Annotated in this window: 12 protein-coding genes and 1 pseudogene; 3 read left to right on the top strand and 10 right to left on the bottom strand. The window is 53.6% G+C overall.

Going from position 1 to position 18,052, the window contains the following annotated elements; all coding sequences use genetic code 11:
• Window positions 1-398 precede the first annotated feature (398 nt).
• Both NWAT_RS08115 and NWAT_RS08110 read right to left on the bottom strand, forming a co-directional pair.
• Entirely contained in the window at window positions 399-677 is a 279-nt protein-coding gene (locus NWAT_RS08115; RefSeq protein ID WP_013220626.1) for a phage holin family protein, read from the bottom strand.
• A 3-nt stretch (window positions 678-680) separates the two neighbouring features.
• Window positions 681-995 (bottom strand): DUF883 family protein, encoded by a 315-nt coding sequence (locus NWAT_RS08110; RefSeq protein ID WP_013220625.1) that lies wholly within the window; start codon window positions 993-995, stop codon window positions 681-683.
• 283 nt (window positions 996-1,278) lie between these two features.
• Between NWAT_RS08110 and NWAT_RS08105 the strand changes: the two genes are divergently transcribed.
• Window positions 1,279-2,259, top strand: a complete 981-nt coding sequence (locus NWAT_RS08105; protein ID WP_013220624.1) for a diacylglycerol/lipid kinase family protein — start codon at window positions 1,279-1,281, stop codon at window positions 2,257-2,259.
• Window positions 2,260-2,301: 42 nt separating this feature from the next.
• On the opposite strand, the gene NWAT_RS08100 is transcribed toward NWAT_RS08105, so the two are convergent.
• Window positions 2,302-3,531, bottom strand: coding sequence for a CynX/NimT family MFS transporter (locus tag NWAT_RS08100; protein ID WP_013220623.1), 1,230 nt, complete (start codon window positions 3,529-3,531; stop codon window positions 2,302-2,304).
• A gap of 472 nt (window positions 3,532-4,003) precedes the next feature.
• On the opposite strand from NWAT_RS08100, the gene NWAT_RS08095 reads away from it, so the two are divergent.
• Window positions 4,004-5,158, top strand: a complete 1,155-nt coding sequence (locus NWAT_RS08095) for a YncE family protein (protein ID WP_013220622.1) — start codon at window positions 4,004-4,006, stop codon at window positions 5,156-5,158.
• Between the two features lie 414 nt (window positions 5,159-5,572).
• Here the strand turns inward: NWAT_RS08095 and NWAT_RS08090 are convergent, their stop codons facing one another.
• The 7 genes and pseudogenes from NWAT_RS08090 to NWAT_RS08065 form a co-directional block, all read right to left on the bottom strand.
• The gene (locus tag NWAT_RS08090; protein WP_232420069.1) at window positions 5,573-6,652 is read right to left on the bottom strand and encodes a TolB family protein; all 1,080 of its coding nucleotides are present in this window, start codon (window positions 6,650-6,652) and stop codon (window positions 5,573-5,575) included.
• Between the two features lie 17 nt (window positions 6,653-6,669).
• On the bottom strand, window positions 6,670-9,984 hold the full coding sequence (locus NWAT_RS08085; protein WP_013220620.1) for a M20/M25/M40 family metallo-hydrolase: 3,315 nt from the start codon (window positions 9,982-9,984) through the stop codon (window positions 6,670-6,672).
• 96 nt (window positions 9,985-10,080) lie between these two features.
• Window positions 10,081-13,122 (bottom strand): site-specific DNA-methyltransferase, encoded by a 3,042-nt coding sequence (locus NWAT_RS18195; protein WP_013220619.1) that lies wholly within the window; start codon window positions 13,120-13,122, stop codon window positions 10,081-10,083.
• A 47-nt stretch (window positions 13,123-13,169) separates the two neighbouring features.
• A complete protein-coding gene (locus tag NWAT_RS16135; protein WP_232420068.1) occupies window positions 13,170-13,346 on the bottom strand; it encodes a hypothetical protein in 177 nt (58 codons plus the stop codon).
• A gap of 27 nt (window positions 13,347-13,373) precedes the next feature.
• Window positions 13,374-13,598 (bottom strand): hypothetical protein, encoded by a 225-nt coding sequence (locus tag NWAT_RS08075; protein ID WP_013220618.1) that lies wholly within the window; start codon window positions 13,596-13,598, stop codon window positions 13,374-13,376.
• A 30-nt stretch (window positions 13,599-13,628) separates the two neighbouring features.
• A pseudogene (locus NWAT_RS18035) lies at window positions 13,629-15,918 on the bottom strand (restriction endonuclease).
• A gap of 202 nt (window positions 15,919-16,120) precedes the next feature.
• On the bottom strand, window positions 16,121-17,026 hold the full coding sequence (locus NWAT_RS08065; RefSeq protein ID WP_013220617.1) for a LysR family transcriptional regulator: 906 nt from the start codon (window positions 17,024-17,026) through the stop codon (window positions 16,121-16,123).
• 117 nt (window positions 17,027-17,143) lie between these two features.
• Between NWAT_RS08065 and NWAT_RS08060 the strand changes: the two genes are divergently transcribed.
• Window positions 17,144-18,022: a pirin family protein gene (locus NWAT_RS08060; protein WP_013220616.1), complete on the top strand. Its 879-nt coding sequence runs from the start codon at window positions 17,144-17,146 to the stop codon at window positions 18,020-18,022.
• The last annotated feature ends 30 nt before the right edge of the window (window positions 18,023-18,052 follow it).

The raw sequence follows: 18,052 nt of genomic DNA, 5'->3' as shown, positions 1-18,052 counted from the left end.
AAAAATAACAGCGGATTTTAGGCGCTTTTCGCAGCTAATCAGTTGCAGTATAGTAAAATTATAAGGTCTCGCAAGTTCCGTGCTTACAAAGACTAAGGCGGGTAAAAAAACAGTTATTTTTTTGGGGGAGGCACCATTCGGTTTGTCAGCCAAAGGCGTAAAAGGGGGCTGGTTTCTTGGGAGAGAGTTTTTGATATGGATGGAAAGAAACCGGCAACGAAGCCAGCAGCAAAAGCGAAAGCAATAGCGGGGATAGGAGTCGTTTTTTTATAGGGTTTCGAAGGTAAGCGTGCAGATCCCATTTGTGCTGCGGCTAGTAAACGCAGGCGTGCCTGACTTATTCTTTCTTCAGGAGTGATATTAGAATTTTTTATAGCCGCCATGATTAAAATCCAAAATTATCGCCGGAGTTTTAAATTTCCAAAGTAAATTAACAGCAGGCCGAATAAAATAGCTACCGCCCCGGTAATGAGTACAGCAATAGGCATTGAAAATACGGTATCTAATGCCAAACCGATGGATACCAATATCAGAACCAATGCTATGATAAGAAAAAATACCCCTGCCAGATAAAAACCCAGCGCGGCGAGGAAAGAAAAAAGATTTATTTTCGATTGCTGCAGTTCTGCTTTGATCAGTTCGATCGCAGCTAGAAAAACTTCGACAAAGGCAGTCACGATTTATTTTTGAGAGAACAGTTTACCTGCAATTAATCCAGCTACAAAGGCAACACCCAAGCTAGCCAATGGGTGCCGTTCAATTTCGCTATAGGTGGATATGACCGCCCGTTCACCCCCTTCGCGGGCCGACAAATAGGCTCGGTTTAATTTCTCAAGCATTTCGTCTAGTTCCTGCTCGGCCTTGGTTTTGGTAGTCCGGGCCGTGCTCTGACCCAAGTTTTTTACCGCTGAAACTACGCTTCCCATATCTTTACGTAGTTGGCTAAGTTCGTCCTTTAATTCATCCACTTCTTTTTTTGGAGAGTTATCCGCCATTTGAGAATTGCCTCTATACTCTATATGAAAGTTAGAAAAATAATATTCAATACCACAATAGTAAAACGTTTACTATTGGAAGAATAGCATATAAATAAAAAATCACCACTTTTTTATTGCCCTGCAAACGAAGGTACTCGCCAGAGTCAAATCTAATTACTGGCGCGCTGTTTGCCAGTTTAATTTATTGGAATAAAACTTGCCTTTTGAGGACACTTCACTATGTTTATTCTGGAATTGCCATGCAACGTATCCGTGAGGTGATTGTTTGAGGATAATGAGTATGAAATCTTTACATAATGATGATGTAAAATTTACATCAACCGCAGAGACGCTTGAACCAGACACGGCCAATTCGCGCCTATTTCTCATTCTTAATCCAGTCGCGGGCAGCTGCAGCGCCGAGCAGGTCAGGTTTACTCTGAAGCAATACTGCGAGCAGCATGATGTAGGCTACGAAATTTATGAGACCACTGGCAAAGAGCACTTGCCCAGTATTGTGCGTGAGGCGCGGGAGAAAGACTATAGCGTTATCGTCGCGGCAGGCGGTGACGGCACCGCTTCGATGGTGGCTGGTGAGTTAATTCACAGCCCGATTCCCCTGGGTATTATTCCGGTGGGTACGGCCAATTTACTAGCCCGTGAGTTGGCTATCCCGTTAGATCTGGAGTCCGCCTGTCAACTCGTGGTTACCGGGGGTGCGATAAGAAAGATTGATGCCATGCGGGTGGGCCGTCAGGTTTTGATTTCCCATATTAGCCTGGGTTCTTATTCGCGCATTGCGGAGAGAACCAGCGTGGAGGCTAAACGGCGTTTTCGCCAACTCGCCTATATCTGGAATGGGATTGCTGAATTTATCGGCACTCGGGTATGGCGTTTTGACCTCGTTGTGGACGGTCAGCGGCAGCGCATTAAAGCCGCTTTTATTATGATTGCTAATGTAGGCGCCATGGGAGCGGCTACCCTGCGTTGGGGCGAAGAGGTCAAGCCTGATGACGGGAAAGTGGATATTTGTATTGTCCGGACCCGGGGCCTTCTCCATTATTCGTCTTTTTTGTGGCATGCCTTGAGGGGACGGCATAAGGAATCTCCCCATACGGACTATTTATGGGCCGAAAAAAATATAAAGGTAAGGGCAAAAAAGAATTTGCCGGTGCGGGGTGATGGGGAAATTATTGGCCGCTCTAGCGTGGAAATAGAGATTATCCCAAGGGCCGTTCCGATCATCGTTCCCGCTCCCATGCCTGAAGAAATAGCCTCCTGAGTCCACATGAAACTGCCGGAAAGCATGGAGCATTCCGAAGGCTTAGGAGTTGGTCGCTGGTGGCCCGTCAAGGTGAATGTGGCGGTTGCGTCCTGCTCCTAGTGCTGCCCAGGCGGCCCCCATCAAGGCCGCCCCGAAGGGCACGCCAGCCCATTGCCAGCTTCCGAAGTATGCGGGAATGAGTCCCAATATCAGCGGACCCAGGGCTGCCAGCACATAGCCTATTCCCTGGACCATGCCGGAGAGATCACCGGCAACCTCGGCATTGGGTGCGCGTAATACGATGAGTACCAAGGCAATACTGAATGCCCCGCCCATTCCCAGACCAAGCAGGGTTATCCAGAGCCAGGCCCACATCATGGACCCATAAAGTACGCCTGCCAGCCCCATGGTGGTGAGGGCGAGCATTATCATAATCGTGGCCCGCTGATCCCGGCCCCTGATAGCGAGGGAGGGTCCAGCCAGGGCGGTGAGAGTCTGGATCATGACGGAAGCCGAGAGCAGAAAACCAGCATGCAACGGTGGAATTCCCCTGCTTTGTAAAATAGTCGGCAGCCAGCCAAAGATCATATAGGCGACCGAAGACTGGAGTCCCATATAGAGCGTGACTTGCCATGCCAAGGGATGACGCCAGAGTCCGCGATGCCGCGCGGTGCCTGTTTGTTGTCTGTCGGTCCTGCGGGACAGGGGCAGCCATAGCAATGCTGCGGCTAAGGCTGGCAATCCCCAAGCGCTTAATGCCCTTTCCCAGCTTTGCCCCGACCCTTGGGCGAGGGGGACGGTCAGGCCCGCAGCCAGCGCCCCCCCGAGGCACAGGGCCATGGTGTAAAGGCCCGTCATAGGGCCAGCATGGCGAGGAAAATCCCGTTTTACGATTCCTGGGAGCAGGGTTCCGGCAATACCGATGGCGCACCCAGCCATTAGCGTGCCCACAAACAGGCCATAAAGTCCGCCCATTCCCCTCAGCGCGGTGCCGACAGCCAGGAGGAGCAAAGCTCCTACCAGCAGGCGCTCAACGCCCCAGTGTTGTCCCCACCGGGATGCGGGAGGCGCCAATAATCCGAGGCAAAGGACGGGCAGGGTCGTGAGCAGGCTGGCGCCCCAGGCATTCAGGCCCGTTTCGGAACGCACTTCCGGCAGTACCGGGCCAAGACTAGTCAGGGCTGGACGCAGGTTAATGCCAACCAGGAAAATCGCGCTAATAAGCCAAGGTGCGGAGTAGGTGTTTACCCACGGTTTTGGCGTTTTTTTCAATGATCGAAAAGGAAACATCTGGTTTGATTTTTTAACCTCAGAATAATTTTTCTATCAGGGAATTGCCTATGGCCATATCCGAAGCTACTACCATCAGGAGCAGGGACGGTTTTACTCTCTACCAGGGGGCTATATCGGCGGGGAAGTAATCTCACTGATTCTACTTGCGCTAGAACGGCAAGGGCAACCTGAGCACGTATTTTCCGCTGGAGAGTGTGGTCTTCCACCTGACCGAGGCTGCCGCCCTGAACTAGCCTTACTTCTTCGTGGGCTTATCCCGTGAGCTTTCTCACCAAACTTCAATCAGACGGCCGAGATTTCCCTCTGGCTGTTGAAGATTTACGCTGAGTTGGAAATCTGATAGGAAAAATCTAACCTTTTAGAGCTAGAGAATAACTTTAATTCAGCTCCATCTTAGACCACACTTATTGATAATGGCTTTGATCGCAACCCCGCAACGGGGCAGAAATTCACTACGAGGAGGGGAGTAATGAAAAAAAACTATGGTTTTCTGATCGCTGCTTTATCCCTGGGGGGAGTAGGGCTGATACTAAGCACCATGGACAATGTTTTAGCCGCGGAAAGCGGCGGTTCGGGGCAGGATGGCCAAGAGCTTAAGGCGAAACTGTATGTCACCCTGGAGGAGCCGGATGCGCTGGGGGCGGTCGATCCAAAGTCCCAGAAACGGCTCGGGGAAATTACTGTCGGTGGGAAGCCCCATGATGTGACTTGCGCCCCGGATGGAGCGACGGCCTATGTCACCAATCCAGAAACTCACAACCTGAGCGTTGTGGATACAGTCACGGATAAGGTCAAAAAAACCGTGGAATTTGGTCAGGGAACGACCCCCTGGCATGTGGAAATTTCCCCGGATGGTTCGCAAGTCTTTGCCGCCCTCCAGGATCAATCAGCGGTGGCGATTATTGCTACCGCTGATAATCATTTAGCGACCAAAGTTTCGGTGACAAGCGGTCCCTGGGCAGTGGCTGCCCCTAAAAACGGACCTTGGGCGGTGGCCGCTCCAAGCAACGATGTCGTTTACGTCACGCTCAATGGGAGCATTACCAAGGGTACGGCGAATGCGGCCCGCAGTGAAGATATTGCTGTGTTTGATCCAACGGCGGCTGTACCTACCGTGAAATATGTGACCCTGGCGGCGGACACGGCCAATGGCCCCCATGGGATTGTATCGGCGCCAGATGGATCGGCGGTGTATGTTGCCGCCGAGGCAAGCCATGAAGTATGGAAAATCAATGTGGACGGCAACCAGGCAAAACGGCTAGTCAAAATCCCTGATCCTAACCCTGACGGAACGCCTCTTAACCCCGGCTTTCCCACGGATCTGGGCATCAGCCCCGACGGTAATACGCTCATTGCCGTTAACCATGACCTTGACTCCATAACGGTAATTAATCTGAAAACCCATAAAATCATCGAGACGGTCAGCACGGGTGAAGGTAGCGCGCCCTGGGGAGCGTTGATTTCGCCGGATGGACAGACAGCTTATATCTCCACCAACGGCACGGACAGCCTTGCCTTTTTTTCCATGAAGGAACTCACCGATGGGACGGAAGGGGCCCGCAAGCACACCATCGCGGATCTGCCCACCTCGGATGGTCTGGCGTGGTGTAATTTGGCCCAGTAAGGTGGTTGATCTCTACGCACGCTAGAATCGGGTGGAGCGGTACGCTGGCAAGATAATCTCCTTGCCAGCAGATTCGAGGATTGAACTTGTGCAACTCGCTTGTGGGTATTTTTCAGGCACTGAGCAGGTGGTCAGCAGGCTAATAGTGGCCTCTGACGGCTGGTTCCATGGAAAATATGCCTATGGATTTTTTTGGTACTATCAAAAACACTTATCGTGGCACTTTATTGAGTCCAACAAACAATAGTATCTTATGCCCAACACAGCAGTAAACATGGGATGCCAGCTTTTTCAAGGGCATCCCATGTTCGTGTTACAGCTTCATTATTGTACCTATATGCCTCTCCTTTACCCCCGGGGTTTTACCCCGGGGTTTTTTTTGCTAGTAGCTATCCCAAACCCTGCTAAAAGTAGTTACCAGCGCCAATCCGCCATGAAGACATTGGTTTCCCCTTCCACCTTGCCGTTGCGGTTGGAGGCAAACACCAGTTTTTTGCCGTCGTGGGAGAACATGGGAAAGCCATCGAAATCAGGGTGGTAGGTGATTTGTTCGATTTTCCGGGTATCCACATTAATCAGGAACAGATCAAAGTTGCGGCCCTTGGGATTGTGCATGTTGGAGGAGAAGATGATGTGCTTGCCATCCGGATGCCAATAGGGGCCGAAGTTGGCGGCGCCATTGTCGGTCAGCTGGATAGGTTTGCGTTCCTCCAGGTTCATGATGAAAATTTCCAGCCGGCCAGGACGGATGAGTCCTTGTTTAAGCAAGCTTTGATAATCGGCCAGGGCTTTACCTTCGGGACGGGAGGCGCGCCAGACAATCCACTGACCATCGCGGGAGAAAAAGGCCCCGCCATCATAGCCGGGTTGGTCTGTGAGCTGTTCCATCTCGCTGCCGTCCGGGCTCATCATAAACAGTTCCAGATCTCCCGTGCGGGCTGACGTAAATATGATTTTGTCCCCCTGGGGAGAGTAAACTCCCTCGGCATCATAGCCAGGGGTGTCGGTCAGGCGCACCCGATTCCCGCCTTCCGGATCGGCTCGGAAAATGTCATAGCCTTCGTACAAGGGCCAGACATAGCCTTGGGAGTAGTCGGGTTTGGGGGGGCACTGATCGCCGGCCAGATGGGTGGAGGCATAGATAATGGCTTGGTCATCCGGGGCAATAAATGAGCAGGTGGTTACCCCTTTGCCGGAGGAAACCTGGCGGACGTTCTTGCCATCCGCATCCATGCGGAAGATAGCGTCGCATTTCAAATCGTCACGGGTAGATTGAAAGATCAGCTCCTTGCCGTCGAAAGAAAAATAAGCTTCGGCATTCTGACCGCCAAAGGTAAGCTGGCGCAGATGAGTCAGATGTTGTTCGCCGGGATAGCGAAGCTCCTCCGTCTGGGAAGCGGGGCTGTTAGTGGGTTCCGCCGCGATAGCTCCAGTGCCCGCGCCGAGCGCCGTCGCTAAGAGCCAACAGGAAGCGACAGTATTGATTGCTCGCATGTATTTACCTCCAAGAGTCATCGCGCGACCACCTGAGTCGTCACCGTCCGGGACTGCTGATCGCGCAGAAATTCGATGGTTAAGGAATCGCCCGGCTTGAGGGCGCGCAGGACGCCAGCGAAGTCCGCTAGCGTGTCAGTAGCTGTATCATTGAGCCGTATAATAATATCATCTTTTTGCAGACCCGCTGCCTCTGCTGGTGTATTCGGCGTAACGCCGGAGATCCGCACGCCCGTGCCGGTCCAGCCGAAATCCGGTATCGTGCCCAAGCCGACGCGACGGCCCTGACGGGATGAATCCTGAGCCTCTTCTCCTGGGGCTACTGATTGGCCGTGTAAAGGGTCAGGGCGGGAGGTTAGATACGCTACCGCCTCTTTTAGCACGGCAGCGATTTTGGTCAAGCCCGCAGAATCAATCTTATCAGGGGTGTCCGTGGGGCGATGGAAATCACCATGGGGTCCCGTGAAAAGCTGCACGGCGGGAATACCGGCGTTGAGGAAAGAGGTTTGATCACTGGAGCCGATATCCTGGGCCACGGTTTGAATAGGGACGCCGGTGACAAAGCCCGCTCCCCGAAAAATATGCGCCCACTCCCGCGCTGAATCAGCGGCAAGCACCATGAGTTCGCCGTCATGAAGGCGGCCCACCGCATCCAGGTTGATCATGGCCATGGTGGTTTTTGCAGGCGAGTTGCCCAAATGCTGGACATAGTGGGCCGAGCCCAGCTTGCCAGCTTCTTCCCCAGTAAAGGCGACCCACGCTACCGTGCGCTCGGGTTGCCATTGGGGACCCAAAACCCGGGCTAGCTCCAGCATGACAGCAATGCCGCTGGCGTTGTCATCGGCTCCCGGATGAATTTTGCCTTCATCCCCCCGATGCACATCGGGCCAGCCCCGTCCCAAATGGTCATAGTGGGCGCCCACGACTACCGGGGGGAGTTCCGGCTGGGCGCCGGGGGTTAAACCCACCACGTTGCGGAGGGTGATGGTTCGTTCCGGTTCGCCGGCCGTTGCGGCCCAGGTCTGATAGTAGTTTCCCTCGTCGCCGTCGGGCTTGAGTCCCGCCGCCTGGAACTTATCCGCAATATACTGGGCGGCTTGGTCCAACTCTGGGGTGCCCAGCCCCCGGCCTGCCAGATTGGGATCAGCCAGATAAGCGATATCCTGCATCATCCGCTGGGCTTTAAAGAGGGGAGGAAGTTCCGCCAGGGGCTTGCGCGGGGGCAGTTTCGCCTGGAGGGGAGAGGGATTTTCAGTTAGCGACACCGACATGGGGGAGTTCACTACCGGCCATTGGCCTTTTAGACTATTCTCGGGCTCGGCGCCAGTGAAACCCAAATAGCTGTATTTGCCGTAGTGGGGGAGCTTGCGGGCCAGCCCCGGCATGGCAGCCACGTTATCAGTGGCTATCCAGGCCAGAGCCTGATCGGGATTATCCCGCGGGCGGGTTACTACCACAACCGAGTGTTGTTGCCGCTGGAGTTTGTTCTCATCTAGGGTAAGACTGTTTTTGCCTGCCTGGTAAGCGTAATCGCTCAGCGCCTCATTAAATTGGGAACGGAAGCGGTTTTCCCACCCGAACAGCCAGACAGCCCGATCCGTGGGTAGCGCATCCAGCTCTGCATCGGTGGTGATTGCCAAATTCTCCCGCCCCCGCTGCCAGTCTCGGGCTATGGCGGCGTAGCCTTCCCGTAGCGCTTGGGGGGCCTGGGAGGGCAGGACGGCCAGAGCCCGATCAGCGCCAAAGGCTTGGCTAAGGGCCGGGGGGATTTCATTGTGGTGGAGCCGCCGGAAGACATCAAATTGGGGATCTATCTCCAGCCGCAGGGGACGGGCCGGTAGCTGGAGCTTTAGGGAATAGGTTTTTTCCACCATGGAAAGGTGGGTTTGGTAAACTTCCTTGGTATCTTCCAGGTAAATGGCTACCGGCACGTCTAGTTGATACGGCTTGCCGGGCTGAAGCTGCTCAATAGTAGCGGTCAGCAGATAGCCTTTGTCGAGGGATTTGACGTGTGCTTCCCGGATGCCCAGAGAGGGCGCGCCCGTACCCTCGACCCATTGTTTAAAGAAGGCTTGCAAGGGTTGCTCGCTGACCTGGCTGAAAGTTTCCGCGACTTCCTGGAAATCGGTGACCTGGAACCGGTGCTGGCGGTACAGGCGTTGCAGGGCTTGGATAAAATCCGAATCGCCTAGCTGCTGGCGCAGCATATGAAACAGCATCAGGGTTTTACCGTAGCCCACGGCCTGGGTGGCGGCGCTATGGCGGCTGCGGAATTCGGTCAGGGGAAAATCCTGTCCTTCCCGCACATAATCGGCGTATTTTTGCAGCGTTTCCCGCCGGTATTGCGCTCCCTGGCCTTGCTGTTCCTTGAGCAGGTGGTCCGCCAGATAGCTGGTTAGCCCTTCGGCCCAGTTGCCGGAAGCGTAATCCACATAAACTCCGTTACCCCACCAGTTATGGAGAATTTCATGGGGATAGGAGGAGCGGAGAATAAAGGGAAAGCGGATGACCTGGGGCCCCAGCAGGGTAAAGGAGGGCATCCCGTAGCCGGTCTCCCAGAAGTTCTCCACCAGGGCAAATTTCTGGTAAGGATAAGGGCCGATCAGTTGCCGGTACATCTCAATATATTGGGCCGTGGCGTCGAGATACTTGCGGGCCAGGGCGGGATCGGGTTGACGCAAAAACGCCAGGGTTTCCACCTGACCGGCCTGCTCCTGGTATTCGGTAAAGGGGGCCGCTATCAGATAGATTTCTTCCTGGGGGTGATCCATGGTCCAGGTTTCCTCGGTGCTTCCCGCCTGTTCAGAGAGGGAGGAGCGCTTCCCCTGACTGACCGAGCGCCATTCTGCCGGAAGCTGGGTAGTTAAGGAAAAAGTCACCATGCCGTCGCCAAAGTGGGGATACCAGTAACTGGGACCGGCCAGGAAAACTCCTTCTGGAGCAATCAGTCCCGGCGAGGCGCTAAAGCTGCGGGCATATTCCTCGCTGATGGGGGCAATGGGATGAAAGATTTCACCGCTATATTCCAAGGTGAACTGGCGGACTCCCGGGGGAAGATCGACTGCATAGTCTTCGGTAAATTGGGTTTTTCTCACTCGCCGAAGCCGTACCTCTGGGTTGTTGGCTTGAGGCTGGAGGCCCGAATGAAGGCGGAAAGTTACCGGAGAGGATATTTCCTTCGGCAGGGTCAGGGTATCTACCGCCGTGAGACGATGGCTATCCGGGTCCAAGTTAATATGCAGTTGATGGTGGATTTGGGCGCTCACCGTCCCGGAGGCCAGCACCATCAGCCCAACAATGAGAAAAGGTAGTCTTATTTTTTGCCGGTACATAGGGTTAGGGTTTTTATGGATTTTTGAAGGTATAAATAATTATCTAGTTAAAAATAAGCCTGCTGGGAATGAATCCGATATCCGGAATTTCATTTTTTATATTTTGTAGACCTTCATCACTTCATCGCCCAAGTGGTTAATCACTTTTACGGCAATCCGGCCGCTCCTAGGCTTTTTAAAGGGGCGGGAGATATCGCTGTTCAGCGTTTCCCATGCTTCCTGATTAATCTCCGCCTTGAGGGTGGTCTTCAGCGATTTGTAGGGATCGTTGGCGCTGAGAAAATAAGCCTGGCGAACAAAAAAACTTTCCTCGTTATAGTCGGTGTCGATAAACCAGCAGGCTATCCCGTCCGCGTCATCGCTTCTGACCTCTCCGGTGTTGGGATGAAAAACATCCACGCCATGGAGCGTGACTTGTGCGTAGTGATCCGTGGTAAGTGACAGCGGAAAATCAACTTCGGTCAGCGCCTCGATTGCAGCGACCGCTTGAGGCCAGCGAGCATACAGCTGATCTCCGTTGTTTGCTGTTCTATTCGATTGAGCGCCTCCATTGCTATCACCGGCGGAAAGGACTTTGAAATATTGTAAATCCGTTCGGCCAAGTTCATTGATTTTTTCCAAACTTCCAAGTCCCGATAGTTTTTGACACTGCGCATAATTCACCACTATTCCGCCATCACTTGCCACTAGCCACTGGCCACTCACCACTTCCACATCCGGCTCACCGAAAATAACAAATAGATTCCCTTTGCCGGTATTTTTCAGATCATCGGCCATGTGCAGATCGGCATTCATGCGGGCTTTCAAAACCGGGACCCGGCCAAGCTTTTCAAATTCGGTGGAGTGGGCGTCATAGTTAAAGGCGCAGGCAATCAGGACATCAAAACCCCCATCGGCGGCTTCTCTCGCCGCCCGGACCAGATCCGGGCGGGAAACCGTGCCGAATTCCGGGCCGATGAAAATCGCCGCGCGCTGTTGAGTGGTGGGTGGTTGGTGATGAGTGGCTAGCGTGGGTTGGCCGTTGGCCGCTTCAAACACGCCTTCGGCGCAAACCAGCTCGCCCGGCCAAGGAGTCAGGGAGATAAAGTTAATTTTGTCGTCCTTGTGGGCTTGCTGGACGCCCGCGGTTTTCAGGTTTTCCAAAATAATTTGGGCAAAGTCCTGTTCATCGTCGAAGACTTTCTTCTGGTGCGCGGGGTCGATCAGTTCATCATCTGCGCCGACCGTCAGCGCCCGATGGGGAGAAATACTTTCAACGGTGAAGGGACCGGCAACGCGAACTTTATTTTTATCTTCGTAGGGTTTGTCGTAGAGATATTCAAAATCCGCCTTGGCGGCAATGGAGGCGTCGATTTCGCGCTGGCGCGCGACCCTCGCCCGCCAGAAGTCTTGGTGCAGCGTTTTGGCTTCTTCCGGCCAGTCGGCGGGAAATTCGCGCGGCACTTCCCACTCGGCGAGGGAGTGATCAGTGGAAAGTGATGCGTGGCTAGCTTTCCTGCTGGTTACTATCCACTTCTCACCAATCATGCGTGACAAGTCGCGCAACAATGGCTCCAGCTTTTCGTGGTAGTTATCCCAAATCACGTCAATCTCGGCGTTATTGGCGATGGACTTCAGGGTAATATGGGGCACGCGCTCATAAACAAACCCGTAACGGATATTTTCAGTGGTGGGCTTGGTTGATGGCGCGGTGCGGGTAATTTCCGCTTCCTTAAGAACGCCCTCCTTGGAATCCACCAAGAGATAATAAGGATAGCGGGCGCCCATGATTCGGGACCGGGCAAGCGCCAGCGCGACGCGGGAGGTATCAATGGTTATCCAGCGCCGTCCCCATTGCTCGGCGACGTAGGCGGTAGTGCCGGAGCCGCAGGTGGGATCGAGGACGAGATCGCCGGGGTCGGTGGACATTAGAAGGCAGCGCTGAGGAATCTTTTCATTAGTTTGAACAACATATATGACATTTGATGCGCCTCCGCTATCAGTCCATATATTTGTTAAGGTCTTGACTGGATTATCAACCCAATATTTTCTTAAACGAATCTGCTTTCTTTGTTTTATAATCCTGCCGGCACGCGCTAATATTTCCATGCCACCAAGAGTAGTCTTCCAATGCGCCTTTTTGCCTGGATGAAAAATTTGTCCTTGGAAATAGAAATTAGCGGTTCCTTTTTCAGATGCACCATCTGAAGTTAACGGATCAGGTGAAAAATCCCCTTCTCCTCCATCTTTGGGTAAAAAAATATTTCTTACTTTTGCATTTTGCTTTCTTTTAGCGAACCAAAGGATATAGTCCGAAATATTACCAATAATTGATCCGGGCTGACTTCCCGTTTTTTGGAAAACTATTTCACTAACAAAATTCACATCTCCAAAAACTTCATCCATCAAAGCCCGTACCCGATGCACATTCTCATCCCCAATCTGCACGAAAATCGAACCCGAATCTGTCAACAAATCCCGTGCCACCGTTAACCGATCCCGCAAGTAAGTTAGGTAGGAATGAATTCCATCCCGCCAGGTATCCCGAAACGCCTTGACCTGCTCCGGCTCTCGCGTGATGTGCTGTACATTGCCGTCCTTGACATCGCGACTGGTGGTGGACCATTGGAAATTGGAATTAAATTTGATGCCGTAAGGGGGATCGAAATAAATACATTGCACTTTGCCCCGCAAGCCTTCCCGCTCCGCTAACGACGCCATCACCTGAAGGCTGTCGCCCAAAATCATCCGGTTGGACCAGTGAGCTTCATGCTGATAAAACTCGGTTTTTGCTGCTTCGTCCGGCAGGCCATTAAAGTCGGCGAACAGATCAAGCTGTTGCTCCCTATCCACTGACCGCTCGCCACTCGCCACTGACTGCCGGCGCAAGTCGTCAATCAACGCCTTGGGATGGACTTTTTCCTGAATATAAAGGGGCGGCGCATGGACAACGAGATCGGACCAGTCCTGCTCATCCTTGCCCCGCCAGACTAATTGCGGATCAAGATCCCGGTTGCGCCGCTTGTAGGGCACGGGAATCGGGCTTTTGTCTTTTTGATGGAGCATGGCTTCATATTCCGCGGTGGGGATATTTACCCGAGCAGCATCGTCATGGGTTAGGGTTTCTATCCGTTTTTTTGTTATTTTCTTGCGCGCCATATTTTTATTTTAAAAAAGCGTTCAACGCTCATTCATTTCTTCCCGGCTTAATTTACGCCCAACCTTAAGTTGGCCTTGCAGTTCCTTAATGGCGTCGTCATAAAAACGTAGCTGCTGTTGTTTGCGTGCGTATATTGTTCATTTAATGTCGTGTGTTCAGCGGCAGCCCGCTGACGGGCGACTTCAATCAGGTGTTCATCGGCGCTCAAAGTGATGTTCTTCATGGCTCATCTTATTCACTTTCAAAAAAATTAACGCTCATTCATCTCATCCCGTGTGAATTTACGGCCACCGGTACGCACGTGTTTTCTCAACTCCCTGATGAAGGCTATCGCTTCATCCGCCTGCCGCTGACGTTGTACATAGTCTTCCAGCCATTCCCGAAATTTGGCATTCAAGGTCGTGTGCTCAGCGGCAGCTCGCTGACGGGCAGCTTCAATCAGGTGCTCATCGGCGCTTAGGGTAATGTTTTTCATGGCCATCTCTCATTTTGTTCGTGTACACCATCATAGTGTGTTTTTGGGTACGCTCACAGTTTTGATCATCTCGTTAAACGTTTGTTCGACTTTCCTTGCAAAGGCATGCTGCATTTCAAAGACATCCCCGAATTCCGCGAAGGCCCATCGCCCGTAGCTTTTTAGATTGTTCACGCCCGGAATCCAGTAAGTATCCATGGTGAGCTTTTTTTCCTTGGCATCTTCCCGGCGATAACCTTTGATTTCCACAATCAGATTCAAGGGATCATCCTGGCCATCATCGATCTGGACAAGGAAGTCCGGGCGGTATTTCCGCGTTTCGGAACCATAGCGATAGGGCACTTCCAAACCCAGACTGTGATTCTTGACGTAAGCAATCACCTGTTCGTGGGCTTCCGCCACCCGGCAAAACTCGGCTTCCCAGTCGCTATCCAGAATGACCCAATTAATATGGGATTTCAGCGGATGGGTTTCCCACCGTTCGGTTTTCGAGGTATTGAAATTGACATGGAGGGTTGAACCCGTCGGATTGTAGGGATCGAGCAAAACCTTGATGGGTCGGTCCCTGCTTTGTTCCGCCTGGGTAATGGCGGCGGTGATTCTGGAGCAGGCCATGTCGGCCAGTTCCTGGTACAGGAGTTGCGCCGGATAAGTCCCCCCCTTGCAGACGAGATATCCCTCCAGCCATTGTTTGGTAATCCGCTTGAGCTGACCGAACAGGTGGAGTTTCGGCGCTTCGCCGGGGTCACGCCATTTCGTATAGAGCAACCGTTGAGTTAAATGGAAGAGCAGCGTTGAAGGACGCACATTACCCGTATGGATCAAGTTCAAATCAACCGCCTCGCCAATAATGCCCGCATTGCGGGTAACGGATGGACCCACCAAATCCGGGGTCAACTCAAGCACGGAGTCTTCGTTGAATTCTGCCGTCAGTTTTTCTTCCGGCAGCTCGACCCGATAGCCGCTGACCCGGGGGAAACGAATTTCTAGAGCGTCCCGCTCCGGGCGCACCGCTTTGACATGGATGGTTTCCCGTGGCGGCTGAGGGGGCGCGACCACGGGCTTGGCCGTGAAAAGGTCTTTTCGTAGTGGCCGTACAATGCTTCCAGGGCCGTTTGCAGTTCGACGGGAAGGCTAAGCGGGTCGAGTTTCGCCCCTTTGCTCCGGCCTTTTTTGGGCATCCTAGCGCCGATGTGTTTCCACAATTCCCGGAATTTGGGCATCTCAGCGCCGGGGATGTTGTCCGCCACCGGCACCCGGGGCAATTTGACGATGCCGCATTCAATGGCATCCATGAGGGAAAAATCGCTCATAGTCCAGGGGAATAAGGTCCCCTCGGCATACCCGGAACCGCTGAGAAAAAAAGGCGTTGCCGATAGATCGATGACCCGGTTAAGGCCAATTTTCCTGGCGACGATTTCCAGCCCGAAAATCCAAAGCCGCGCCGCTTCCCGGTTGCTCTCGGCTTCTTTCTTGTCATCCCCCTTCAGCGCCCCTTCTTCGTCCTCGCCGGGCTTTTCCCGGTAACAGTGGTGAGCTTCATCGTTCAATACCATGACGTTCTTCATGCCCATTAGCTCCGGCATGACCCGTTGCAACATCTGGCCTTCAGTTTCCAGGGTATTGAGTTCTTCGCCTCGTTTGCCCTTGAGAAGCGCCCGCCCGCCTTTGGAGATAGCCATGCGTTCGCGCGGCTTGAAGGCGTGGTAGTTGGTAATCACGATCTTGCCGGCTGACGCACTGCGTTAATCGTTTGCCATGCAATCAGCATGGACATGACCGTGGTCTTGCCCGCGCCCGTGGCCAGTTTCAGCGCAAGCCGCAGCAAACCGGGGTTGGCGTCGGCGTTCGCATTCTTTAAGTAATCGAGAAATTGCTTGCCTGTTTGGCCAAATTTAGGGGCCACCTCCGTGAGCCAAATAGCCACTTCCACGGCTTCCACTTGGCAGAAGAAGGGGCGAATACCCTTGAATTCATAATGGCGCCAGTGCCGCAATAACCGGGCGGTCTCGGGTGTTACCCGCCAGTCCCGCTCGCTTGGCAATTTCCGCCAAGCATCCACGTGGCCGCGAAGTTCGTTGATAATGGAGATCGGGTCGTACTTCTGGCTACCGCCACCTAGACCCAGGCTTTCGTCGAATAAGTCTTGCGACTTTGAACCCTTGCGCTTCCTGGGCTTGGGAATGGGCGTGATGAATTCCGCTCTTCGGCGGGAGTTAACGATATTGTGGGTCGGCAGCCCATCCACTATCTCCCAATGAAAGGAAGGGTATTCATAGGGTGAATTGAGTATCGGCTTTTTGAAAAATTCGTCACTCATATTTTAGCCCAACCGCTTTAATTCCCTATGTATGCATTGCCGACGAGTGCTCTTTCACCTTTTTCCTTGTGAATCGACTTCTTGCCCAGAAGTCCAAGTTTCAATAAAGAAATAGTGTACTGGGCCTGCCAGTTTAGAGCCACCCCGGGGGTGGAGGTCTTTTTAACGCAAGAGAGCTCACCTGCCCTATAGGCAAGTTTTATCAGTCTTCGTCCAGCGCCTTGAACTGGGCTACGAGAAAGTCGATCAAGGTTCGCACCGAGGGCAACAGGCCACGGCGCGACACAAACACCGCATGGATGGTTTCGGGCCGCGGTGCCCAGTCCGGCAGCAGTGGTAGAAGTTCTCCCCCCGCGAGTTCAGCGCGTATCATCATATTGGGCAGTTGAACGATGCCCACGCCGGCTATCGCGGCGGTACGCAGGGCGGTCATGTCACGAGTGATAAAGCGAGGCCAGTGCTTGACGGTGGCTTGTGCCTTGTTAGGTCCGAGCAGATTCCATTGGAACTCATGATGGGGTTGCCCCAGACCAAGGCTGGGTAAGTGGGCCAGATCGGTGGGCAACCTGGGTGTGGGAACTTGCTGAAGTAAGCGAGGACTGGCTATGAGAGATTGGCGGCGGTTGCCCAGGATACGCATCACCAGATCGCTATCTTCGAAGGGCGGGGGACGCACCCGAATAGCCAGATCTATGCCTTCGCTAATGAGATCGACCCGGCGATTGGTAGCCTCCAGATGGATATTAACGCGGGGGTGCTGGGCCATAAATGCCGCTAGCATGGTGCCGACCCTTGCTTCCAATAAGGCGACCGGGCAGCTCATTCGCACAATGCCACAGGGCTCCGCACGGGTTAGTTCAATAGCTTCTTGCGCGGCATCGGCTTCAACCAGCATGGCTTTGCAATGGGCGTAGTAAGTTTGGCCAATCTCGGTCACTGAAAAATGCCGTGTCGAGCGCTGCAACAATTGCACGCCCAGGCGTTCCTCCAATTTCCCAATCCGCCGGCTCAGTTTTGATTTGGGCTCGCCAAGCGCGCGGCCGGCTGGCGCAAAGCCGCCGTGATCTACAACCTGGACGAAATAGTAGAGATCATTGAGATCTTGCATAGTCTGCCATCGTTCTATAAATAAGACACACAGTAGCTATTTACTAGCCTACTAGGATTATTGTTCCGATATTATAATCAATCCTAGATATTAGAATATGCAAGATAGGAGCTGGCCGTGAAAAAAATTCAAGGCGTTTATAACGCGCCGCAACAGCACTGGGTAGGCGATGGATTCCCTGTCCGTTCATTATTTTCCTACCGCAATCAGGGGGAGCAACTGAGTCCGTTTTTGCTTCTCGATTACGCTGGCCCCATGGAATTCGAGCCGGCGGAGCGCCCGCGAGGCGTGGGCGAGCATCCGCACCGGGGCTTTGAGACCGTCACCATTGTCTACCAGGGCGAGGTTGCTCACCGTGACTCCACGGGAGCCGGCGGCAAGATCGGACCCGGCGATGTGCAATGGATGACCGCTGCCTCTGGCATACTCCACGAAGAATTCCACTCGCCCGCGTTCACCCACGCTGGTGGCACCTTGGAAATGGTCCAGTTATGGGTGAATTTGCCGGCCAAGGACAAAATGTCGCCACCGAAATACCAGACTTTATTGGACCAGGACATTCCGGCGGTGGAATTACCGGATCAGGGAGGCCAGGTGCGAGTGATTGCCGGCGAGTACGGCGGCCATCGGGGTCCGGCGGCGACCTTTACGCCCATGAATGTATGGGACGTGCGGCTGAATCCCGGCCGCTCCGTTGACTTCGCCGCGCCGGAAGGCCATACCCTGGCGCTGGTTGTCTTGCACGGCAATGTGCGGGTCAACGCCAGTGAGACCGTCCGTGAGGCGCAGTGGGTATTGCTGGAGCGAGCACATCGTACCGTTTCTCTGGAGGCGGATACCGAGGCCACATTGCTGCTGCTGAGCGGTGAGCCCATCAACGAACCGCTGGTGGGCCACGGGCCCTTCGTGATGAACAGTGAGGCCGAAATTCAACAGGCGATGGAAGATTTCAAGCGTGGTCGTTTTGGCCGTCTAGCGTCGGTGGCGGTTGTTTGAGCGAGTGCTTGCGCTATCCTCTTATTATAT

This window comes from Nitrosococcus watsonii C-113, from assembly GCF_000143085.1.
Classification (GTDB): domain Bacteria; phylum Pseudomonadota; class Gammaproteobacteria; order Nitrosococcales; family Nitrosococcaceae; genus Nitrosococcus; species Nitrosococcus watsonii.
The sequence above is the reverse complement of the archived record's forward strand: the minus strand, read 5'-3'. Positions and strand labels throughout refer to the sequence as shown.